The 23,177-nt window shown below is 61.1% G+C and carries 20 protein-coding genes and 2 pseudogenes; 13 read left to right on the forward strand and 9 right to left on the reverse strand.

What is annotated here, in order from left to right:
* Positions 1-93 precede the first annotated feature (93 nt).
* Together EL22_RS13950 and EL22_RS13955 are read right to left on the reverse strand one after the other, a co-directional pair.
* Positions 94-1,155: a phosphotransferase family protein gene (locus tag EL22_RS13950; protein ID WP_050052059.1), complete on the reverse strand. Its 1,062-nt coding sequence runs from the start codon at positions 1,153-1,155 to the stop codon at positions 94-96.
* Positions 1,156-1,287: 132 nt separating this feature from the next.
* Entirely contained in the window at positions 1,288-2,061 is a 774-nt protein-coding gene (locus EL22_RS13955; protein WP_050052085.1) for an HAD family hydrolase, read from the reverse strand.
* 260 nt (positions 2,062-2,321) lie between these two features.
* On the opposite strand from EL22_RS13955, the gene EL22_RS13960 reads away from it, so the two are divergent.
* The 5 genes from EL22_RS13960 (at position 2,322) to EL22_RS17345 (ending at position 6,061) form a co-directional block, all read left to right on the forward strand.
* Positions 2,322-3,098 carry an SDR family NAD(P)-dependent oxidoreductase gene (locus EL22_RS13960; protein WP_050052060.1) on the forward strand — a complete coding sequence of 259 codons (777 nt, stop codon included), beginning with the start codon at positions 2,322-2,324 and terminating at the stop codon, positions 3,096-3,098.
* Entirely contained in the window at positions 3,095-4,156 is a 1,062-nt protein-coding gene (locus tag EL22_RS13965; protein ID WP_050052061.1) for a TIGR04024 family LLM class F420-dependent oxidoreductase, read from the forward strand. Before EL22_RS13960 ends, EL22_RS13965 begins: the two co-directional genes overlap by 4 nt.
* A gap of 242 nt (positions 4,157-4,398) precedes the next feature.
* Positions 4,399-4,545, forward strand: a complete 147-nt coding sequence (locus tag EL22_RS17340) for a DUF2080 family transposase-associated protein (protein WP_394298909.1) — start codon at positions 4,399-4,401, stop codon at positions 4,543-4,545.
* 3 nt (positions 4,546-4,548) lie between these two features.
* Entirely contained in the window at positions 4,549-5,817 is a 1,269-nt protein-coding gene (locus tag EL22_RS13970) for an RNA-guided endonuclease TnpB family protein (RefSeq protein WP_050052062.1), read from the forward strand.
* Positions 5,818-5,884: 67 nt separating this feature from the next.
* Positions 5,885-6,061 carry a hypothetical protein gene (locus EL22_RS17345; RefSeq protein WP_156184149.1) on the forward strand — a complete coding sequence of 59 codons (177 nt, stop codon included), beginning with the start codon at positions 5,885-5,887 and terminating at the stop codon, positions 6,059-6,061.
* A gap of 51 nt (positions 6,062-6,112) precedes the next feature.
* On the opposite strand, the gene EL22_RS13975 is transcribed toward EL22_RS17345, so the two are convergent.
* Positions 6,113-6,715: a hypothetical protein gene (locus tag EL22_RS13975; RefSeq protein ID WP_050052063.1), complete on the reverse strand. Its 603-nt coding sequence runs from the start codon at positions 6,713-6,715 to the stop codon at positions 6,113-6,115.
* Between the two features lie 276 nt (positions 6,716-6,991).
* Here EL22_RS13975 and EL22_RS13980 point away from each other — a divergent pair, with 276 nt between their 5' ends.
* Positions 6,992-7,969, forward strand: a complete 978-nt coding sequence (locus EL22_RS13980) for an AIR synthase family protein (RefSeq protein ID WP_050052064.1) — start codon at positions 6,992-6,994, stop codon at positions 7,967-7,969.
* Here the strand turns inward: EL22_RS13980 and EL22_RS13985 are convergent.
* The gene (locus EL22_RS13985) at positions 7,933-8,736 is read right to left on the reverse strand and encodes an NAD-binding protein (protein WP_231587967.1); all 804 of its coding nucleotides are present in this window, start codon (positions 8,734-8,736) and stop codon (positions 7,933-7,935) included. The two genes, EL22_RS13980 and EL22_RS13985, sit on opposite strands and share 37 nt — an antisense overlap.
* An 8-nt stretch (positions 8,737-8,744) precedes the next feature.
* Positions 8,745-9,080: a hypothetical protein gene (locus tag EL22_RS18630; protein WP_231587968.1), complete on the reverse strand. Its 336-nt coding sequence runs from the start codon at positions 9,078-9,080 to the stop codon at positions 8,745-8,747.
* A 119-nt stretch (positions 9,081-9,199) separates the two neighbouring features.
* On the opposite strand from EL22_RS18630, the gene EL22_RS13990 reads away from it, so the two are divergent.
* A complete protein-coding gene (locus EL22_RS13990) occupies positions 9,200-10,435 on the forward strand; it encodes an 8-amino-7-oxononanoate synthase (RefSeq protein ID WP_050052065.1) in 1,236 nt (411 codons plus the stop codon).
* 45 nt (positions 10,436-10,480) lie between these two features.
* Positions 10,481-11,203: a dethiobiotin synthase gene (gene bioD / locus EL22_RS13995; RefSeq protein WP_050052066.1), complete on the forward strand. Its 723-nt coding sequence runs from the start codon at positions 10,481-10,483 to the stop codon at positions 11,201-11,203.
* A 32-nt stretch (positions 11,204-11,235) separates the two neighbouring features.
* Here the strand turns inward: bioD and EL22_RS19160 are convergent, their stop codons facing one another.
* From EL22_RS19160 to EL22_RS14010, 4 genes and pseudogenes are all read right to left on the reverse strand, one after another.
* Positions 11,236-11,724, reverse strand: coding sequence for a hydantoinase/oxoprolinase N-terminal domain-containing protein (locus EL22_RS19160; protein ID WP_343123192.1), 489 nt, complete (start codon positions 11,722-11,724; stop codon positions 11,236-11,238).
* A gap of 359 nt (positions 11,725-12,083) precedes the next feature.
* Positions 12,084-13,463, reverse strand: coding sequence for an aspartate aminotransferase family protein (locus EL22_RS14005; protein ID WP_050052068.1), 1,380 nt, complete (start codon positions 13,461-13,463; stop codon positions 12,084-12,086).
* A gap of 227 nt (positions 13,464-13,690) precedes the next feature.
* Positions 13,691-15,039, reverse strand: a pseudogene (locus EL22_RS16275) (transposase).
* A 16-nt stretch (positions 15,040-15,055) separates the two neighbouring features.
* Positions 15,056-15,982, reverse strand: a complete 927-nt coding sequence (locus tag EL22_RS14010; RefSeq protein ID WP_082146801.1) for an ABC transporter substrate-binding protein — start codon at positions 15,980-15,982, stop codon at positions 15,056-15,058.
* 624 nt (positions 15,983-16,606) lie between these two features.
* Here EL22_RS14010 and glmU point away from each other — a divergent pair.
* From glmU to EL22_RS14035, 5 genes and pseudogenes are all read left to right on the forward strand, one after another.
* A complete protein-coding gene (gene glmU / locus EL22_RS14015; protein ID WP_050052070.1) occupies positions 16,607-17,788 on the forward strand; it encodes a bifunctional sugar-1-phosphate nucleotidylyltransferase/acetyltransferase in 1,182 nt (393 codons plus the stop codon).
* 152 nt (positions 17,789-17,940) lie between these two features.
* A pseudogene (glmM, locus tag EL22_RS14020) lies at positions 17,941-19,319 on the forward strand (phosphoglucosamine mutase).
* 254 nt (positions 19,320-19,573) lie between these two features.
* On the forward strand, positions 19,574-21,253 hold the full coding sequence (locus EL22_RS14025) for an alkaline phosphatase family protein (RefSeq protein WP_050052071.1): 1,680 nt from the start codon (positions 19,574-19,576) through the stop codon (positions 21,251-21,253).
* Between the two features lie 107 nt (positions 21,254-21,360).
* Positions 21,361-22,017 (forward strand): helix-turn-helix domain-containing protein, encoded by a 657-nt coding sequence (locus EL22_RS14030; protein WP_050052072.1) that lies wholly within the window; start codon positions 21,361-21,363, stop codon positions 22,015-22,017.
* A gap of 299 nt (positions 22,018-22,316) precedes the next feature.
* Positions 22,317-22,892 carry a hypothetical protein gene (locus EL22_RS14035; protein WP_050052073.1) on the forward strand — a complete coding sequence of 192 codons (576 nt, stop codon included), beginning with the start codon at positions 22,317-22,319 and terminating at the stop codon, positions 22,890-22,892.
* The last annotated feature ends 285 nt before the right edge of the window (positions 22,893-23,177 follow it).

A 23,177-nucleotide genomic window follows, 5' to 3' on the forward strand; every position in this document is an offset into this window, starting at 1 on the left:
GTTCGTGGGAAATTTGACACTCTCGTTTGGTGAAAATTCGACACGGTAGTACGGCGCGGCCCCAGTCGGCTATCACCAGTTTTCTCGAAGCCCCTAGAGCGGTTCCTCGCCGTCGACGATCCGCTTTGCTCGAGCGGCCAGTGCGGGCACGCGCCCCTCCATCTTCGGGTACATCGGATCGTCGCTGTTGCCCTCGAGGTAGCGCCGGAAGAACATCTCGCCGAGGCCCGCGAGTTTGTACACCGCGAGCGCGCGGTAGAACCGTTCGTGTTCGAACGTATAGCCCGTCCGGGACTCCCAGCGATCGACCAGTTCGCGGCGGCTCGGATATCCCTCTCTCTCCATAAACCGGGTCGTCAGCTCCGGAATCGACGGCTCCGGATCCTTCGAATCGCGCCAGTAAGAAAGCATCCAGCCCAGATCGGCGCGCGGATCGCCGAGGGTGGCCATCTCCCAGTCGAAGACGCCGATCAACTCCGGGGTCTCGCCCGGGCCGAACATCACGTTGTCGAGTTTGTAGTCGCCGTGGACGAGCGTGTGCGGATGGTCGTCGGGGACGTTCTCTTGCAGCCACTCCCCGACATCGTACAGATCCGGTACTTCGCGCTCATCGGCGGTGACCTCGAACGCCCACATGAGTTGCTGGCCCCAGCGGTCGACCTGGCGCTGGGTATAGCCGGTCGGGCGGCCGAACTCGCCGAGTCCGACCGATTTGTAATCCAGCTCGTGGATCGTCGCCAGCGTGTCGACCAGTTCCTCGCCGATCCGCGCTCGAGCGTCGGGAGCCGCGAAGCGCTCCGGTTCGTCCTCCCGGAGGACGTCACCCTCGAGGCGGTCCATCACGTAGAAGTCGCTCCCGATGACGTCGTGGTCTTCGCACGCGAAGAGCGGCTCTGGGACGGGAATGTCAGTATAGGCGACGGCGTTGGTCACCCGGTACTCCCGGAGCACGTCGTGGGCCGTCTCCGCGACGTCGCCCGGCGGCGGTCGGCGGACGACCAGTTCCCGATCGCCCCAGGTGACGAACAGGGTCTCGTTGGAGTGGCCCTCGAGGTGTCGGCGGACGTCGTACGTCTCGGCCGGTCCGAGGTGGTCGGTCAGAAACGACGCCAGCGCGTCCTCGTCGACGAGGCGCTCGCGGTACTCGTCACTCATGGCTTCCACGGGATAGATCGAGAGGGGGGGAGCGGTCGAAAGCACCCGCTGGTCGCGTCGATACGGTTCGGCATTGTTGTGTCTACCAGTCTCACGGTGCTTAACGAAAATAGTTTCGACGAATGCTGTATCTTACAATGTTCTCGAGCCGTCGTCGACGATCTCGAGCACCTCGCGAGGATCCTCGATCCGGTACGAGACCGCCGGTCCGTCGTCCGCGCCGAAGGCCACGCCGTGTAGGCCCGCATCCGCAGCCCCCTTTACGTCGTGTTCGTATCTGTCGCCGACCATGAGCGACCGACTCGGAGTTACCCCCGCTTTCTCGAGTGCGGTTTCGAACATCGTCGGATCGGGTTTGGTCCGCCCGACCTCTTCGGAGGTCGTGATCGAATCGAATGCCGATCGGACGCCGAAGCGCTCGAGCATTCGTTTCCCCTCCGCGTCGTCGATGTCGCTGATGACGCCGACGTGAACGTCGCGCGCCGCGAGTCGACGGATGGTTTCCGGCGCGCCGGTAACGGGTTTGATGGCATCGTCTGCGGCCGCTTCGAAGGCCGGTTTCCAGTCCTCGCGGGGAACCTCCGTCCCGACGAGCGTTTCGACGGCGATCGCGTAGCCCGCTCGAGCCGGCCGAAACTCCGTGCCGTCGCGCTCCCGGAAGTACTCGCCGAGTACGGAGCGCCACGTCTCGAGCGCCCGCTCCCGACTCGTCTCGAGGTCGTACCGCTCGAGGAGTTCGTCGACGAACGCGACGTGGGCTGTCCGAACCGACTCGAGGTCGAGGATGACGCCGCCGATGTCCCAGAAGACGGCTTCCCACTGGCTTCGGTCGTACGAGCGCTCGCTCGTCGAATCGCGTTCGGTCCCGACAGCGTCCTCGGATTGTGCTGCCCGTGTGTCTCTCATTCGTTTTTCGCGGACGACCGTTCGCGGGTCAGTTTCGGCTTGGTCGCCGGGTATCGACGATGCAGTTTCGAGCGCGTACACGCTTGCCCGCCTCGGTAGCCGCTCCTCCGCGTCTGTCTACAGGTGTCAATGGCGACGAGACACTTAACGATACGCTTCCCATACCCATCTTTATTACCAACGTCTCCGTATTCTGGGTTGTACCTAACAATGGTAAGGAAATCATCGCACGCGCTGTCGATCTCCGTCGGTGAGACCGAATGAGTACCGATCAGTTTAGCGTCGACGGCGATACGGCCGTCGTCACGGGCGCCTCGAGCGGGATCGGGAGGGCGATCGCGGAGTCGTTCGCGGCCGACGGCGTCGACGTCGTCGTCTGTTCGCGCGAACAGGACAACGTCGACCCCGTCGCTGAGGGCATCCGCGAGAGCGACCGGCCGGGAGCCGCCGTCGCCGTCGAGTGCGACGTGACCGACCGCGACGCCGTCGACGCGCTCGTCGAGACGACCGTCGCGGAGTTCGGCAGCCTCGACGTGCTGGTGAACAACGCCGGGGCGTCGTTCATGGCCGGCTTCGACGACATCAGTCCGAACGGCTGGGAGACCATCGTCGACATCAACGTCAACGGGACCTACCACTGCACCCACGCCGCCGCCGACCACCTCAAAGCGGGCGGCGGAGCGGTCATCAACCTCGCGAGCGTCGCCGGCCAGCAGGGATCGGCCTACATGAGCCACTACGGCGCGGCGAAGGCGGCCGTGATAAACCTCACTACATCGCTCGCCGCCGAGTGGGCGAGCGACGACGTTCGAGTGAACTGCATCGCCCCCGGCTTCGTCGCCACGCCCGGCGTCGAGAGTCAGATGGGCGTCTCCGCGGACGCGATCGACCGCTCGGACGTGGATCGACAGATCGGAACCGTCGAGGAAATCGCGGACATCGCGCAGTTCCTCGCGAGTCCCGCCTCGTCGTACATGGTCGGGGAAACGATCGCCGCCAAGGGCGTCCCTCGAGTCGAGGAGACGCCTGACGTATGAGTTCTCGAGGCGTGGGTGGGACGACGGATCATCGCGAAAACCAGACGACGACCGCTCGAGACGTCCACCTGCCGGTCGCCGCACAGCCGAGCGTCGACGCGCTCGTCGAGTACGCGCAGGTGGCCGAAGCCGCCGGCTACGACTTCGCGTGGCTGCCCGAAACGTGGGGTCGGGACGCGGTGACGGTATTGACGGCCATCGCCGAACGAACCGAGACGATCGGGATCGGCTCGAGCATCGTCAACACCTACTCGCGCTCGCCCGCCCTGCTCGGGCAGACCGCGGCCACGTTACAGGAGGTCGCGGACGGGCGTTTTCGCCTCGGAATCGGGCCGAGCGGCCCCATCGTGATCGAAAACTGGCACGGCGTCGAGTTCGACGATCCGCTCCGACGCACTCGAGAGTACGTCGAGGTGATTCGGCGGGTGCTCTCGGGCGATCCCGTCGAGTACGACGGCGACCAGTTCTCGCTCTCGGGGTTCAAACTCCGGAGCGAGCCGCCGGCGCAGACGCCACCGGTCGACGTGACCGGCATGGGGCCGAAGGCCGTCGAACTAGCCGGCCGCTTCGCCGACGGCTGGCACGCGATCATGTTCACGGCCGACGGAATGGCAGACGGGCTCGAGGACCTGCGCCGGGGCGCCGAACTCGGCGATCGGTCGCCCGAGGACGTTCGCGTGACGGTCGGCGTGACCTGCTGTGTACTCGAGGACGCCGCGCGGGCGCAGGAACTCGCCCGCCAGCACGCGGCCTTTTATATCGGCGGCATGGGGACGTACTACCGCGATTCACTCGTCCGACAGGGCTACGAGCAGGCCGAGACGATCCACGACGCCTGGCAGGAGGGCGACCGCGAGCGGGCGACCGCCGCTCTCGACGACGACCTTCTGGATGACCTCTGTGCCGCGGGCAGTCTCGAGACGGCTCGAGAGAACCTGAAAGCGTTCGAGTCGCTCGAGGGCGTCGACGCCGTCGCGGTGAGTTTCCCCCGCGGCGCGAACGAGGACGAAATACGAGAGACGCTGTCGGCGCTGGCTCCCGCGGACGACTCGTCGTGACGGCGTTCGGTGGGAGCTCTCCCGTCAGGTCTGGTCGCTCCGGTCGTGAACCCAACGCGAGCGACCACTTTTAACTGGAAATAGGCGCTAAGTCCCCGTCCTCAAGGAGCAACGCAGGAGCGAAGCGACCGAGTAGCACAGTAGGAAGGGGATACAGCGCCGCACAATTCTCAAACACCCACGACACTCTGCCCACAGGCCCACCCCTACCTTTAGGTATATCCAAAGTCTATACCTCGCTGATGGATAGATTTGAAATCGAAGGCGAAGAAGTCCTTGACGGGACTGCAAAACCGTCGGGGAATAGTGCCCACGTCATCGTCCCAAAACGCTGGCGCGGAGCCGACGTGAAAGTCGTCCGCGTCTCCGAACCCACTTCAGACGAGTAGACCATGCAGTACAACTACAAGTATCGATTCGACCCGCCGGAAGCCCTCACCGAGACGCTTCTAGATCACGTCGATACTTGTAGACAACTGTACAACCACGTCCTCTACCTGCTCAACGAGACAGACGACATTCCCGCCCGCTACGAGGTTCAGGGACAACTCCCCGACCTCAAAACGTGGTGGGACGACCTCGGAGACGTTCACTCGAAAGTCCTTCAGATGGTCGTCAAGCGCGTCTACGACAACCTCTCCACGCTCAAAGCACAGAAGGAGAACGGACGCGCTGTTGGGATGCTCAAGTGGAAACCGCCTCGGGAGTATCGGTCGCTCACCTACAACCAGTCCGGCTTCAAACTCAAGAATACGAGTGGTCGGCTTGTCTTGTGGTTGAGCAAAATCGGTGAGATACCGATTCACCTCCACCGAGACATCCCCGAGAATGCGACCATCAAACAGGTCACGGTCAAACGAGAACCCACGGGCGAGTGGTATGCCACGTTCGGCATCGACGTAGAGGAAGCCACGCCTGAAAAACCAGAGACGCCCGAGAAGGTCGTTGGTATCGACGTGGGGATTCTCAAGTACGCCCACGACACCGATGGGTACGCCATCGAAAGTCTCGACTTCGGCGACGAGCGCGAACGACTCGAACGCGCACAACGCGACCTCTCGCGGAAGGAACACGGCTCTGCGAATTGGGAGAAACAACGGCAGGTCGTGGCCGAACGACACGCCAATCTCAAGCGAAAGCGACGAGACTTCCTCCACAAGTTGTCGAACTACTACGCCACCGAGTACGACTTGGTGGCTGTTGAGGACTTGGATGCGAAGGGGGTGGTCGAACTCCCCGGTAACTCACGGAATCGAGCAGGCGCGGCGTGGGGGACATTCCTCCGGATGCTCGAATACAAGTGCGAACGTGAGGGAACGCACTTCGTCTCGGTTGACCCGAAAGATACGACGAAGGAGTGCGCGTCCTGTGGTGTCAAGACGGACAAGCCACTGTGGGTTCGTGAACACTCGTGTCCGGCGTGTGGGTTTGAAGCGGATAGGGACGCGAATGCGGCGTGGAATATTCTTTCTCGCGGTCTCGAGGATGTAGGAGTGGTTTACTCCGAATCAACGTCCTCAGAATCGGAAGATTCTGATGGGCTGCGAAAATCGCTAAGCGATTTTCGAACGCCTGTGGAGACTGCGCTCCCTGTGGACACCGTTGTGTCTGCAAAGCGCGTCGTGGAAACAGGAAGCCCCACCCTACTCGCTCCCGGCTAACGCCGTTCGCTCTGTGAGGGTGGGGTAGTTCACCACCCGCATCGCTGTACGTTGCGTTCGATCCACTATGGACATCACCGTCGAAGGCGAGCAGGTCGTCGTCGGTCACGAGGGCACCGACTACCGATTCGACGTGATCGGCGAGAACGAACTCGAGTTCGCGGCGACCGGCGACGCCGCCGCGGCCGCGCCCGAGGGCGTGATCGAATCGCTCGAGTCGAAGGGCTACATCGTCAGGCCGTGATCTCGAGCCCGTCTAAATGGGTGCGAAAGCCCGCTCGCTAGGATCGTCTGCTTATCGCTCGAGGACGTACAGCGCGAAAAAGGCGATCGCCGAACCGGTTTCCGCGATTTTCGTCGAGAGTGCGGTGAGGTCGTTTCGAAGGTGTGAAACGAGGATCTGCCCCGTGGACTCGTCGCTGCCGTGAGCGTGTTCGTTCTCGTCGTCAGCGTGGGTGTGGCCATCTGTGCCATCGTCGTGGCTGTGTCCGTCCGTGTCGTCAGCGTGACTGTGATCGACCGCACCATCGTCGTGACTGTGATTAGTCGTGGTATCGTCGTGGCTGTGATTTTCTGAGCCGCCGTCGTGTCCGTGCATATCGACGCCGGTCGCCGTCTCGAAATAGCCCAGCGCGTGGACGTCCACGTAGGCCACCAGGTGCAAGACCATGAGGACGCCACCCGCCAGATAGATAGTCGGGATGGCGACTCCTCGAGCGAGTGCGACGAGGAAGAACCCGACGACGACCGCGCTGATCAGGAAGAGGGCGGAAACGGCGGTCACCGCGCCGTCGGGAACCGACCCGAGCACCCCGGCGAGTCCGACGCCGAAGTGTAGAAACGCCGAATAGCCCGCGAGAACGACCGCAACACCGAGGAGAACTGACTTTCGGTCCATCGTTTCGACACCAGACGGCTCCGGGCTAAACTGGTTGTGGTTCGAACGCCGAAACGCCGGGGTCGGAAGCGCGGTTCGATTGGTGGCGTGTACCCACTTTTGCTATCGGCGGATCCGTTCTCGAGGACTCGAGCAGCCAGCGACTCGACGGTCACCTCTCCGAAGCGACCCGGTGTCTGATCCGCCCACTGCTCGCGGACAGGTCGACAGACGGCCCCGGCGACGCCACTTTCCGAAGCCGACAGCTACAAACCGACGATCGACCCAGACTTTGGTATGCCCGGGAAAGTAGGTCCGGCCGATCTGCTCGAGCACGTGTTCGGACGGACGGGAGCAGCCGACGAAACCGTCCTGCAGGGGCCGGCGGACGGCGAGGACGCCGCCGCGATCGACTGGCCGGGCGGCCAGCTCGTCGTGAGTTCCGATCCGATCTCGCTCGCGGCCTCGAAGGTCGGGACCCTCGGCGTCCACGTCGCGTGTAACGATGTCGCCGCCTCGGGTGCCGATCCGCGGTGGCTCACGGCGGTCGTACTGCTTCCCGAGGGTCTCGACCTCGAGCCGATAAGCGCCGACCTCGACGCCGCCGCACGCGAGGTCGGCGCGTCGATCGTCGGCGGCCACTCGGAGTACGTCGACGCGCTCGAGCGCCCGCTCGTCTCGCTGACGGCGATGGGGGCGACTGAGTCGTTCGTCCCGACCGGCGGAGCGAACCCCGGCGACGCGGTCGTCCTGACCGGCGCTGCGGGCCTCGAGGGAACCGCGATCCTCGCGGCTGACTTCGGGGACGACCTCGACGTGGATCCGACGATCTGCGAGCGAGCCGAGACGTTCCTCGAGGAGATCAGCGTCGTCCCCGCCGCGCGTCTCGTTCGCGAGCACGCGACGGCGATGCACGACCCGACCGAGGGCGGCGTCGCCGCCGGATTACTCGAGATCGCCAGAGCGTCGGACTGTCGACTCGAGATCGATCGAGACGCCGTCCCGGTTCGCGAGGAGACGACCGCACTCTGTGAAGCCGCGGGCGTCGACCCGCTGTGTATCTTCGGGTCGGGCGCGCTACTCGCGACGATACCCGAGGACAGCCTCGAATCCACGCTCGAGTCGGCGGCCGCCAACGGGATCGAGGCGACGGCGATCGGAACCGTCCGCGACGCCGCGACCGACCCCGAACTCCGACTCGGCGACGAGGCGATCACCGACCCGGTCGAAGACGACCTCTACCCGCTCTGGTCGGCGGTCGACGCGGCGGAGTGATCTCGCCGCTCGCTCGAGGGATGCGCGGTTCCGACGATGGCGTTCGTCAGCAATTTTCCGGGATCGACAACGACGTCGGCTCCGGCTTTTTCGAGGGCGTCCGTATTTCCAGTTTCCGTACACACGACGATCCGCGCGTCCGTCAGTTCTCGCGCGGCGAGCACGGCGTAGGTGTTCCGCGCGTCGTCAGTCGTCGCGACGAGAACGGCCGTCGCCGCGTCTACCTGTGCCTCCCGGAGCGTCTCCTCGTCGGCTGGATCACCAACGACGACATCGATCGCTCGACTCTCGAGTCGGCTGGTCAGCGTCTTGTCGTCGGTGACCACACTCACGTCGGCGTGCTTCTCGAGGCCGTCGACGAGCGATTCGGTCAGGTCGTCGTAGCCGAGCACGACGATTCGCTCGCGTCCGTCTTTCTGAGCCGCTTCTTTCGCTCGTCGGCCGGTTCGGGAGAGGCGGCTCTCGATCTCGGGTCCGATGAGCGAGCCCACGGTTAGCCCGACGGTCGTCGGGCCGAGCACGATGAGCGAAACCGCGAACAGCCGCGCCCCCTCCGTGAGCGGATGAACGTCGCCGTAGCCGACCGTGCTGGCGGTGACGAACGTGAAGTAAACGGCGTCGAGGACGGTGTCGAGCTCGGCGAATCCCGCTCGGAGCGCGTAGGCGCCGGCGGTGCCGTAGGAGAAAACGCCGACGATCGCGATCAGCGACCCCATCTGAGTCGCGGTGAGCGACGTCGATCTGGTGAACCGGTCGCTGGTGAGCACGAGGACGATCAGCCGCCCAGCGAGAGGACGACGAGGGGGATCGAGAGCAGCCGCGACTGGACGACCCCGTGGATTCCAGAGAGGAGGACGAGCGCGGCGGAAACGACGTACGCGAGCCGAAAGCCGCGATACATCCCCCAGGCGCTAACGAGCAATGCGAACCCGAGAACGGTCCCGCTGAACTCCGAAACCGCCTGCAGATCGCCCCAGAGCCCGCCCGCCTGAACGGCCGGTTCGGTGACGATGGCGACGACGCCGGTCGCGATCGAATCGAGGGCGATCGCCGTGACGATCCAGACCGCGACTCGACCCCGCGGATGGCGGGAACGTAAACGTTCGAGCATGGGCGTTCGACCACGCCGACGGCGATAAACGACCGCCGTTCCGAGCCGAGCCAACCCTCGCTGGTTCGGCGGCTTCGAACCGTGAAAGTAAAACCGGGGGACGGTCACCTTCCACGTAGATGGTAGACCGCGGGTTCGCGTTGGAATCGCGCCTCCGCCGACGGGAGGCAGACGACCTGAAACGGACGCTTTCACCTGTCGATAGCGTTTCCGAGCGGAGTTACTTCGCAGCGCCGTCCGGTGGCGAGTTGCCAGTTCTCGAGTCCGAGGAGGCGCTGGTGTTCGCCTCGAATAACTATCTTGGGCTCACGGACGACCAGCGCGTGCAGGACGCGGCGAGACAGGCCGCGGCGACCGTCGGCACCGGCTCGGCTGCCAGCCGACTGGTGACCGGCGACACGCTCGTCCACCACGACTTAGAGCGCCTGCTCGCGGAGACCAAACGCACGGATCGCGCGCTGACCTTTTCGTCGGGGTACGCCGCGAACGTGGGGACGATCACCGCGCTCGATCCGGACGTGATCTTCTCCGACGAGTTGAACCACGCCAGCATCGTCGACGCGACCCGCCTCACCGACGCCGAGGTCGTGATCTACGATCACTGCGATGCGGACGATTTGCGGGCCAAGATGACCGAACGCGCCGAGCGGGCCGAACCGGCGGAGCCGAACGGCGCGGACGATCCCGCGGACGAATCCTGGCTCGTCGTGACCGATTCGGTCTTCAGCATGGACGGCACCGTCGCGCCGCTCGAGGCGATCTGTCGGGCCGCCGAGGAAGTCGGTGCGTGGGTGATGGTCGACGAGGCCCACGCGACGGGGCTGTACGCCGACGGCGGTGGCATCGTCCAGTCGGAATCCCTCGAAGATCGCATCCACGTCCAGATGGGGACCCTCTCGAAGGCGCTGGCCAGCCAGGGCGGGTACGTCGCCGGCAGCGACGCGCTCATCGAACTCCTGATCAACGAAGCTCGATCGTTCGTGTACTCGACGGGGCTTTCTCCGCCCGCGGCCGGCTCGGCGAGCGAAGCGCTCCACATCGCCCGCCATGGCGACGTTCGAGAACGGCTCTGGGAGAACGTCGCCCACCTTCGAGACGGCCTCGAGGCCCTCGACCTCGAGGTTTTGGGCGACTCGCAGGTCCTCCCCGTCATCATCGGCGACCGCCGGGACGCGCTCGATCTGGCGGCGGGCCTGCGCGAGCGCGGCATCGTCGCGCCCGCGATCAGGCCGCCGACCGTCCCCGATGGAACCAGCCGGATTCGCATCGCCCCGAGCGCGTCACACGATGAAGCGGACATCGTCGACTGTCTCGAGGCGTTCCAGATCGTCGGAGAGAAAGTCGGATTGCTGTGACCACGTTCGAATACAGACACGTTTACAAATGATTCTCGAACAGACATGATCCTCGAACACGACCACGACCGGCTCGCAATCGTCGGCACGGACACGGGCGTCGGCAAGACGGCCGTCACGGCGGCCGTCGTACGCGCGCTTCGAACCGAGGGGATCGACGCTCGAGCGGTCAAACCCGCCCAGACGGGCCATCCGCCGGACGACGACGCCGGGTTCATCGAAGCCGCTTGCGAGGACGCTGTCGCGGTCGCTCGCGAGGATTCTCCCGCGGCGACCTGTTTCGAATATCTCGAGGAGCCTCTCGCGCCGCGGGTCGCCGCCGAGCGCGCGGGCGTCGAACTCTCCTACGACGAACTGCGCGACCGCTGTGAAGAGGCCCTCGAGGCGGCCGAGGTCGGCGTGCTCGAGGGAATCGGCGGACTGTACGTGCCGCTCGCGGGGGGCCGAAACGTCATCGATCTGGTGGCGGACCTCGCGTGCCCGGCGGTCGTCGTCGCTCGCTCGGGACTCGGAACGCTCAATCACACCGCGCTCACCGTCGAGGCGCTCGAGCGCCGCGGCGTCGCCGTTCGATCGATCGTCTGTAACAAGTTCCGGGGGGAGACGACCGCCGAGCGGACGAACGTGGCGGAACTCGAGCGTATGACGGGCCACGCGGTCGAGACGGTTCCACAGCTTTCGGGTGAGACGCCTCGAGAACTCGCGCTCGGTGTCGGTCGGTCGCTGTCGATTACCGTCGGGTCGAGTTCGGCGACCGACGACGGATAACTCACAGAGACAGATAGCGGTTGCCGAGCGGCTCACATCGGCGGCGTGAGCCGAGTGTTCGAGCGCGATTCGTCGGCTCCTTCCTCGGAGTCGTCGTTCTCCGTCTCCGGGTCGGCGACCGGCACCGACGAGTCGCCCTGTTCTGCAACGAGTTTCGTGGCGAGTTCGGACTTCCGGTGTTCGACCTCGAGGTGAATCGTTAGCCGCGTTTCTTTTTCGAACGCGGTGCCACAGATTGGACAGGTCTGATTCGTGGGAGTCATTCGACAGGAAGTCACGCGAGGCAAGCCGATTCGTGGCAGTTCTCGCTCGATTAATGCATTCATCCCAACGGTAGATCCGTGAGAAAAGAAATCGAGTGCACTGATGTCCAGCTCAGATTTGGTCAAGCCGTTTATCACACCCTCCGCAGGGTTAGCTGGTGTCGATGGTGTTTTTTCAATCTCAATATCTCCCGTCTCCTCATCAAAGACAATGACATCTGTGAACGTACCACCAATATCCACGCCAGAGCGTTTCATGTTATCACCACACTCTCTTAGTATCGGACGGTGTATATTAAACTTCCGAACACATAGTGACAGTCTAAGAAATAGTCCTAAGATGATAGCTGATCCAATATTAGACCGGATACCAGAACTATACGTATGACCATTCTATTCAATTCCCAATTTATATATCTAGATAGACTCTAAATTTAATTAAAATATTATAAAATTTTATATATAATTAATGAGGTCTTCTTTGGGTTAATAGTTAAATCATCGACATTATTTATTATCTACAACGGCAACTGAGCCGAATAGTACAAGATGTGTTGTATTGACACTCATTGCACATCTGATGGTGTAATCGTTATGCAACAAGTGCGTCAATCGGTCTAGTTGTTACTAGAAGGCGCGTATTGTTCAATAGCGTCGCAGATAATGTCCATTCCTGCAGTGGCCTGTTCTTGTGTAAGCACGAGTGGCGGAAGCAGTCGGAGTACGTTACCGCGTCGGCCGGCAGACCATATTAGTACACCACGCTTGTAACACTCTTCTTGAATATCTTTGACGAGTTGTTTTCCGGTCCGATCCTCGCTGTCAGCGAACTCAGCGCCGACAAACAGACCTCGACCGCGCACGTCGACGAGGCGCTCATTTACGTCAGCGGACTCACAAATCCGATTGCGAATATAGCTTCCCATTTCCTGAGCATGGGCAAGCAAGTCGTTGTTACGGATGTACTCGATAGCCCGGATCCCGCCGACCATTGCTGGGGCGTTACCACGATAGGTACCGACGTGTCCACCAGCCTCCCAAGTGTCTAGATCCTCGTGGTACATCGTCCCTGACAGTGGGAGACCAATGCCGCCGATTGCCTTGGCCATCGGCATGACATCCGGCGTAACGTCGTAGTGGTCGCTTGCGAACCACTTGCCAGTACGGCCGAAGCCGGTCTGGATCTCGTCTACGACCAACGGGATATCGTTGTTCTCGGCGATCTCCTTCAGACCCGGCAGGAAGCCTTCCGGCGGGGTGACGATACCACCTTCACCCTGGATTGGCTCTACCCAGATCCCTGCGGGGTTTGTAAACCCACTGTAGGGGTCTTCAAGAAGTTCCCGAACGTTGGATAGTGCTTGATCACTGGCTTCTTGGGGATCTAACCCTTGCTCATGTGCATAGGGGTAAGGTAAGTGGTGGACGTTTGGAAGCATCGGCCCATAGTCCTCTTTATACTTTTTACCCGCCGTGAGACTAAGTGCGCCAGCGCTGCCACCGTGGTACGCACCGCGGAATGCGATGAGACCGTTGCCACCGGTATTGTACTTGGCCAGCTTGATCGTCCCCTCAATGGCGTCACTACCGGTCGGACCACCAAAGATGACGCGGTTGTTGTCAGGGAACGCGCCTGGTGCGATATCGTTCAACGCCTCGATGAGGTCCAGCCGTGCTTCGGTCGGGAAGTCGATCGTATGTGCAACCTTTTCGGTCTGCTTCTGAACTGCCTCCATCACATACGGGTTTGAATGACCGACGTTCAGGACGCCGATACCAGCGAAGAAATCGAGGAATGTATTTCCATCGGCATCGCGGATCGTCGCACCTTTTGCTTCCTCGATCGCGATGGGGATGACCTTTGGATACGCTATTGCACTGCTGTCGATGCGTCGCTGCCGCTCAAGGAGCTTCTTTGATTCCGGCCCCGGAATTGATGTCACAATCTCCGGTTCCTGTGTGAAGTGCAGGTCGTCGAGCGTATGTCCTACAACCATAGTAGTATTTAATTCTACTAAGTACTAAAAGTTTGCATTGTATCCAATATGCTTATTTCTCCCTATACTATGTTTCACCCGCGGATCTAGCCAGTCCGAACCGAGCGCCTCACTCACCGCTGACCTCAACTTTGGAGTGGAACAAATTCGTCGTCCATCCTATAATTTGATTCCTGAAGAATACGCGGAAGGTGCCCGAGAATCAGGCCGCTTATACAAAGAATTAGTCAGAGAACTTCGGGAGCAAGAGGGAGTGATTGAAAACCCAACCGTATGAGTTTCGAAGTCTCGACAGCCGGCACAGCATGAGCCCGTGAGATCATCTCATTGTTGCTGACGACTCGGCGAAATTCTTCGTGGGATTGCGTCCCTGCTGGCGCCGTGTCGCCAGCAGGGACAAGATCGTCTCGTGAACGAACATACCTTGATCGTTACGGAGTGTTCCGATGATTTTCCGGAGAACGACTGGTTCACGAAGTGCGTTCTCAGCTGCGTTGTTCGTCGGTAAGCCAGCGGTCGATTCCTCCTTCGATGAGTGGTGTTACCACTGATCGTCGATTACTGACCGCTCAACGAACGATCTAAGCCCGTTCTGGCATGGTCGGTGCATCTGTTGCTCTCACGAAGGCTCAGGTCGGTCTCCAGTCGTGGCTGGAGACCGACGAACATCTGTTTGAGATACCGCTAATCCGTATCTCCCTCCTCGTGGCCACTAGCAACGTTCTCGGCTTCCCGGAGAAGATGTGCCCAGAACCGCTGAAGATTACTGCTGAACGCTCGATACGTCGTCCACCCACCGCAGATGACCGTTCCTGTGAAGTCCTCGCAGAGGACTGTGGGGACATCACTTCCACGACTCTCTCTTACGACGTACAGCGTGTGTTCTCTCGTCCGAAACATCCAGATTCACGCTTCTCACCCTCACATTTGATACCCACTTCGTCGACGTGAACAATCTCTGCTTGCTGAATCTGTCTCGAATCTGCTCGTATTCGCAGCGGCCAGCGCGCGCAGCGCTCTCGGTCGCGTGCCCCGTGGACGCACCTAAGAGTTCTAACCCGTACAGTTACTTGAAGTGATCAGCGATTTTTGGTAGGGAAGGCGGTGATCGTACCGAGACAGTGCTGCTTGGGCGATGATGTTCACCCGGACTGCCCCTCATCGGAGCAGTCGGGGTGTGTAGCAACGTTTCTGTTCCACAAGAGTCGCACTGGTTAGCAGTGGCGGTTGTACTGGGTGACTTCAGGATGTAGGGGATCAGGCACCGACTCGTCGGAGTGTTCGCCATACTCGGGACAACAGCCACGGGTGACTTCGATCTCTTCGTCGGGATCAGCTGTTACACGCCACTCTGGATTATGACGTTCTTCTGTTCGGGAGTGCCGCCGTTGGTTCGAACATTCTCGTCCTGCGAGGTCGGGACTGACGAGCCCCCGACAGTCGCTTACTGAGCGGTGTATGTGGATTTTCGTATTTATGGAGACATGTTTCGAGTTCTTCTATCTGCTCATCCTTCTGATCAAGTTACTCTTGTAACTGATCGGTTTGTTATCCTTCTGTTTGTTTTCTTGCTCAGTTCTTCGTTCCGCTGCTCAAGCTGAAGCAACCGAGAAAAGAACCCTTCTTTCGTCTTGCATTTGCTCGGACGCCTGCTGTGCGCGTTCGTTTCTGAGGTCGACTCCCCAATTATATATATCGACGATGTCCTCGCCGAGCGCTTCCCGAAATGCTTCCGTTCCGTACGAATCGTGGCCGATTACGATATCAACTTCTTCGAACATGTTCTGTTCACGCATCTGTTGGACGAGTGTCGGCCCATTACCACCCGGGAACGGACAGAAGATTGCATCGATTCCGTCGGTATTGATCGACTGGAGTTCCGGCACGAAGTCATTGGTACTCATTGGAACCACAGCGTCTGACACCAGTTCCATATCGTAGTTACTGGCTTGCTGATCAAGGAAATCAACTGCTGATCGCCCCATTGAATAATCAGCAGCTATGACACTAATACCGGACACGTCCTGTTGGTTGAGGAACTCAACCATCCCCGTCATTTTTTGCTCCAGGTTCCCCGTCATTCGGAACGTATACTCGTTTCCTGATTCGACGACCTCCGCAGCGACAGAAATGGCCGTCATGAACGGGACTTCTTCGCTCTCGGCGTGATTGCTGAGCGCTGTTGAGACGTCGCTCGAGAACGTTCCGGTGACAGCTGGAACACCGTTATCGAGGAGGTCACGCGTGACCGTAATCGCAGCTTCCGGGTCACCCTCTCCGTCTTGTTTCTCGAGCATGACTTCTTCGGATGCGTCATCTGCGAAGTCGCCGATTGCAATCTCCGCGGCTTGGAGGGCCCGTTCTCCGTTCGTTGCGAGTGGGCCCGACTGGGGGGATGGCATCCCGATCGCGCGTTCGTACTCGCTTTCGTTAAAGGCCCCACCGATACAGCCGGCCAGGGCACTAACGCTAGCGAAAGCTGCCGCTTCGACGAATCGACGTCTGCTACCGTACCTCATACTGCTTCAGTCTTAATCCATCCTAATAAATATTACCTTGTGAGAAATCCATGCGTAGATATGAGTATGAGCTATCCGATTGCTGCAGTAGAATGACCATGCGTACGTTGAACAACACGGTACAGCGCCAGACTCCTCATCCCGATCAACGTTCTCATTCCCTCTAGTCAATGTGATTACGAAGACGATGTATGCCGAATCTAACATCTGACCTATGTTTCTGGCGTGGAGATAACCTACCTAGCGATTTCCGAATGAGATTTCCAGTTTTCAAGCGAGTTCCAGTAGGTTCAAGCCGTAGAGGTGCATTCGTCGATCGTCGAATATATTGTGATATCGGTGATACTGTCTCTAATTCAATTATAGTGTCTATAGAGTGATTTAGAACGCCTGGCGGGCTCGATGAAAAAACAGTTATTGTTTATTATGTTATTTATTGTTGTACTCAATAACGGACAAACAGCGGGTGCGTTCATTCGAACCGTTCAGACCGAGCGGGTGTCCGCGGGATGTCGGTAGCCCGTCGAACGCATTGCAGTTCCAACGCGTTCAGTTGTCGAACGTATCGCGCGTATCCCATTATCGTCCGTATAAGGAAACCCTCGGTGTGCACACCGAGAGTCAATGCAAACGATCGTTCTCGCTGCGGGGCAGGGCACTCGAATGCGGCCGCTTACGGAATCGCTGCCGAAGCCGATGCTGCCGGTCGCCGACGGCTCCTTGGTCGAACACAACATGCGGGCGGCGGTGGCTGCGGGCACAGACGAGTTGATTCTCGTGGTCGGCTACGAGGGTGAGACGGTCCGCGATGCGTTCGGCGACACGTTCGAGGGCGTTCCGGTCCGGTACGCGGCACAAGATTCCCAGGAGGGGACCGCTGACGCGCTCCGGGCCGCGAGTACGCACGTCGACGGACCGTTCGCCGTCTTGAACGGCGATATCGTCTACCGGCGGGAAAGCCTCGCTGCGCTGTTCGAGGCGGCCCCGAGCGTCGGCTCGACGCGCGTTTCGAACCCCTCCAACTACGGCATTCTCGACGTCGTCGACGGCACCGTGACCGGAATCGTCGAAAAGCCTGCCGACCCGCCGGGGAACCTCGCGAACGCCGGCGCGTACGTCTTCCCCGAGCGGGCGCTCGAGCATCTCGACGTTCCCAAGAGCGAACGCGGCGAGTTCGAGATCACCGACATCCTCGCTCGAGTGATCGACGATGTCGCGGTCAGTCACGTCGAACTCGACGACTGGCTCGACGTCGGCCGCCCCTGGGAGCTGCTCGAGGCAAACGAGTGGAGACTGGGACAGCTCGAGACAGCGGTCAACGGGACGGTCAGCCCGGACGCCGAGCTTTCCGGTACGGTCGTCGTCGAGGAGGGTGCGACCGTGCGATCCGGAGTCGTAATCGAGGGGCCGGCGCTGATCCGATCCGGCGCGACCGTCGGGCCGAACGCGTACGTTCGCGGGGCCACGCTGATCGACGAGGGTGCGTCCGTCGGCCACGCCGTCGAGATCAAAAACAGCGCTCTGATGGCGGGCGCGAGCGTCAACCACCTCTCGTACGTCGGCGACAGCGTCGTCGGCCGCGACGCGAACCTCGGTGCCGGAACGACGGTCGCGAACCTCAGACACGACGAGCGCCCGGTGACGATGACGGTATCGGGCGATCCGGTCTCGACCGACCGCCGGAAGTTCGGCGTCGTCCTCGGCGACAGAGTCAAGACGGGGATCAACACCAGTCTGAACGCCGGCGTCTCGCTCTCGGAGGGGGCGACGACGACCCCTGGCGAAACCGTCACGTTCGATCGATAGCAGGTCGGTATCCGCCGAGGGACGTACCTCGATAGGAAGCACTCGAGACCGCTTTTTGTATCCGACTCGAATCCGGCGACGCGTCTGCCGTTCGCCGATTCGGGCTCCTTAGTACCATCATAGTAAACCGCCGATAGACGAACGATCACGCCATGTTCGGAACGAGCGGAATACGAGGAGTCGTCGGAGACGATGTCACGGCCACCCTCGCGCTGGCTGTCGGCCGCGCCGTCGCTTCGGAGGGGTACGACCGCGTCGTCGTCGGCCGAGACGCTCGAGCGAGCGGCGACGTACTGTGTGACGCGCTCACCGCCGGGCTTCGAGAGTGCGGGACGAACGTGCTCGAGGCAGGCGTCGCGCCGACGCCGACGGTCGCCAGAGCAGTCGACTGGCTCGAGGCGGACGCCGGCGTTGTCGTCACGGCCTCGCACAACCCGAAGACGGACAACGGCATCAAACTCTGGTCGGCGGACGGCTCCGCGTTCGATCCCGACCAGTGTGCGGCCGTCTCGAGGCGGATCGAGACCGAATCCTACGACGTGGGCGGGTGGGACGAGTACGGCTCGCTCGAGTCCGCTGGGGACGTCCTCGAGCGACACGAATCGGCGCTGCTCGAGAGCGTGTCGATCGAGGACCCGCCGAGCGTCGTCGTCGATGTCGGCAACGGGACCGGGGCAATCACCGCTCGAGCGCTCGCGAGCGCGGGCTGTGACGTCGAGACGTTGAACGGCCAGCAGGACGGCAGTTTCCCGGGTCGGCCGAGCGAGCCGACCGCGGAGACGCTCTCGACGCTCTCCGCACTCGTCGAAACGACGGACGCGCGGCTCGGAATCGCTCACGACGGCGACGCAGACCGAATGGTCGCCGTCGACGAGACGGGGTCGTTCGTCCCCAAAGACGTGCTGTTGGCGCTCTTCGCGCGCCGCGCCGCCACTGGCACCGACGGCGCGCGCGTCGCCGCCCCCGTCGACACGAGTTTGGCCGTCGACGACGCCCTCGAGGGCGTCGGCGCGTCGGTGACCAGAACGCGGGTCGCGACGTGTTCGTCGCCGAACGGGCGGCTCGAGACGACGTGGTCTTCGGCGGCGAGCCGAGCGGCGCGTGGATCTGGCCGGACAAAGCGATGTGTCCGGACGGCCCGCTCGCGGCCTGCAAACTCGTCGAGTTCGTCGCCGACCAGGGGCCGCTGTCGTCGCTCGTCGACAGCGTCGAGACGTATCCGATCCAGCGGACCGCCATCGAAACCGATCGGAAAGAAGACGTGATGGAGCGCGTTCGCGACCGCGTCCGCGAGCGCTACGACGAGGTCGACACGCTCGACGGCGTCTACGTCGACGCTGACGACGGCTGGATTCTCCTCAGAGCCAGCGGGACGGAACCGCTCGTTCGGGTCACGGCCGAAGCCCGATCCGACGCTCGAGCCCGGGCGCTGTTCGAGGACGGCGTCGCCCTCGTCGAGGACGCGGTTTCCTCGGTCAGTGACTCCGACGCTACTCGCGGGGTCACCTCGACCGACGGGGCGGCCCACTGAGGACTTTCAGTCTCACCTGCCTGTGAGAAGACGTTGGACAGTTGTACCGAGCCGATGTCATCGGCTCTGACAGTCACGACTCGTGGCCGTTCGATCGATATTTCGGGCCGTCTCCGCGGTCTGTGCGCGTTTAACGGAGTGATAATGAAGTGACCGACTTCCCAGTCTCAAACCGAGACGGCACTTCGAACCGAGTCCCCGTGTCTCGGGTTGGCGCTGGGACGAAGCCGCTGTGTGCGAACTATGAGCGAAGTATGACTAGAGAGTCAGACCAAGACGACGGTGCATCGACCGAGAACGAGGCGACGAGCGGCCTCGACACGCTGCTCATCGGTATCGACGCCGGTTGCATCCCGGTTTTCGACCGCCTCTCGGATGCGGATCTTATCCCGACTATCGACCGGCTCTGTGCGGACGGCGTTCGAGCGCCCCTCGAGTCCCAGATCCCGCCCTGGACGCCGAGCGCGTGGCCGTCGATCTACACCGGCGTCAATCCCGGCCAACACGGCGTCGTCGGCTTCGTCGGCTACGACGGCTACGACTACCACGTCTCGAGCAACGAAGACGTCCGCGAACACACGATCTGGGACCTGTTGGATCGACACGGCCGCTCGAGCGTGATCGTCAACGCGCCGGTCACCCACCCGCCGGACGAGTTCGACGGCGCGGTCATCCCCGGATTTCTCGGGCCGGAAGACCCGCCGTGTCACCCGACGGGTGTACTCGAGGATGTCCGCGAGGAGATCGGCGACTATCGAGTGTATCCGAACTACACTCGCGACGACGAGACGATCTCTGACGGCGAAAAGATCGCGGAGTACCTCAACCTCGTCGAGATGCGCGGGGACGCGTTTCGCTACCTCGTCGACGAGTTCGATCCCGACTTCGGATTCCTCCAGTTCCAGAAGACGGACACGGTCTTTCACGAGTTCGAAGGCGAGCAGTCGAAAGTCGACGCGGTGTACGAGCGGACCGACGAACAGATCGCGAAGACGCTCGAGGCCTGTGACCCGGACCGGGTCTTTCTCGTGAGCGATCACGGGATGGGACCCTACGAAGGCCACGAGTTCCGACTCAACGAGTTCCTCCGCGACGAGGGCTACATCGAGACCATGACCGGCGGGAAGGGGATGCCGTCCTGGACACCGATGCGGCGTCGACTCCGCGAGGGCGAAGACGTCGAAACCTGGGAACCCGGCGCGGCCGCCCGCGCCGCGTCCGTCGCCGCCCAGTTCGGCGTGACCGCGACTCGCATCAGGGAGGCCCTCGAGCGGGTCGGCCTCGCCGACATCGCGATCAAGTACGCGCCAGGCGGCGTCTCTCGAACCGCGAACGAACAGGTCGACTTCGCGGAATCGAGGGCCTACCTCCGGGCTCGCACCGAACTCGGCGTCAGGATCAACCTCGAGGGGCGCGAACCGAACGGCGTCGTCCCGCCCTCGCAGTACGAACCGCTCCGCGAGGAACTGATCGACGCGCTCGAGGACGTCGAGACGCCCGACGGGGAGCCGGTTTTCGAAACGGTCGCACCTCGAGAGGAGTACTTCCACGGTGACTGCGTCGAGGAGACCGTCGACATCGTCACGATACCCGCGGACTTCGAACACGCGCTGACCGAGCAGTTGGGCGGGGACGGCTACTTCGGCCCCGTCGAGCCCTGGAATCACAAACTCGACGGTATCTTCGCCGCCACCGGTGCCGGCATCGACGACGAGGCGACGATCGACCGGGCTCACCTCTACGACGTCGCACCGACAGTGCTGGCGGCGATGGGGGTTCCACACAGCGACCGGATGGACGGGGACGTCGTGTCGGTCGTCGACCCGATCGAACCCGTCTCGTACCCCGACTACTCGGAGACGGAATCCCTAGATCGACCCGCGACGGACGACGATGTGACAGAACGCCTCGCGGACCTCGGTTACATGGACTAACGCCATCAGTTTTGCCGGCTGAACGTCAGTTTCGCCTACTGAAACAGTCTTATCGCATCTATAGATATGCTCGATCCATGGGCAGGCGGAACCGGGCAGGGATCTGAATGGGATTCATTTCCGAGGTGCACGTCGTCCACGACGACTTGCTGTTAGTGCCAACGATAAAGCGACATCCGGAGGCGACGATCAAGTACAAGTACGACACCGTCGTCGACGGCTCGAGATTCTATTTCGTTTCGGTGTTCGCCGAGGACTACGCCGCGCTCGAGGAGACGATGGACGCAGACGGGACGGTTGGGGCGTCCGATCGCATCGCCACGTTCGAAAACCGAGTAATCTATCGCGTTACGGCCGACACGAGCCGTGATATCGTACCCGACACGTGTATCAAGCGCGGCATCTACGTCTTCTCGATCGTCAGCGGCGATCCCGGCTGGATCGTTCGAGTTCACCTCCCAGAACGGTCCGCGCTGTCCGACTTTCAGGAGTACTGCCGAGAGCACAACGTCTCTTTCTGGATCAAACAGCTCTACGAATCGACGGCCTCGACCGGGGAGTCTTACATTCTCACCGAACAGCAACGCGAAATCCTCTCGATCGCGTACTTCTCCGGCTACTATAACATTCCCAGATCCGTTTCGCAAGACTACCTTGCCGAGCGACTCGGGATTTCGAACTCCGCGGTGTCACAGCGCCTTCGACGTGCGATCGCACAGTTGCTACGGGTCGTTCTCGAGGAGCGCCAGCAACCGCGCCCCTAGAAGCGGGTTTTCGTCGGCCGTCAGATCGCTATTCAGACTATTGGACGATTCCTGCGTGAGTTCTGGATCCAATGAGAACGGACTGCCTGACGACCAGTTCTAACTGTCCCGTGCTCTCCTCGAGCATGGGCTACGGTAATAAACATCACATTATCTTCCAGATTTCGGTGTAAGAAACCGTTTCACAGAGCACTACTGTCAACCGTTCTTGTCACTCCCACATTATTTAGAACTTAAATGCTGGATATCCGAATCCACAGATACTGGGACCGTTGTTACTCTTGTTGAAGTGAACATCAATGGCGAAACGAAGCGGTTACCAATTTTCGAACCACGAAAAAACATCGACCCACACCTCACACACTGACGGTACGGAACCGGCTGCACAGAAACCACCAACGAACCAATCCAGGCGGTCCTTCCTTCGCGCCAGCGCGATCGCGGGAATCGCGTCACTGGGGGCGCTCACGGCAGCCAGCGGGTCCGCGAGCGCGTTTCACGAGGGGTACGACGACGTCGTAAACGTCGTCGACGCTGGAGCCGATCCGACCGGTTCGGAGTCGATAACCCCCGTTCTCGAGGACATCCGGGCGGACAACACCGCGTTCGAATTTCCGGAAGGCGAGTACTACATGGACGAGCAGTTCCGGTTTACGAACTACGAAAATATCGGATTTTTCGGCCACGACGCGACGATTATTCCGGCAAACTTCTACGACTTCCACGGGCCGCAGTTCCGACTGTTTCGGCTCGGGACGTATCTCAACCCGGGGAAACGGCTCCGGTTCGAGGGATTCGAGAGATACTCGAGCCAAAAGAAGAATGGCGACAAAGACACCCCAGATCATTCCAATAAATCCTCCAGTAGCTATTAGCAACAGCGACAGAGAAAGTACCATCCGAAGTGCGAGTGATTGTTCAATTGATCTATGCATTAGTTTCTGTAATCTTTCGGAGGTACTTTTTTGTACCGATTAGAAACGATTAGCGACTCGACCGACGGTTATTGGACAAAAGACTCCGTTTTACTGCTCTCTGCTATAATCGCACAATACTCAAATATAACTATTATTACATTCCCAACCCCTCAAAGTTGCAAAACTCGCCGATACAACAACGCGAGCTGTGCTCAATGCACACTGAGTTGCTTAAACTACTCC

This window comes from Halostagnicola sp. A56, assembly GCF_000691505.1.
Lineage (GTDB): Archaea > Halobacteriota > Halobacteria > Halobacteriales > Natrialbaceae > Halostagnicola.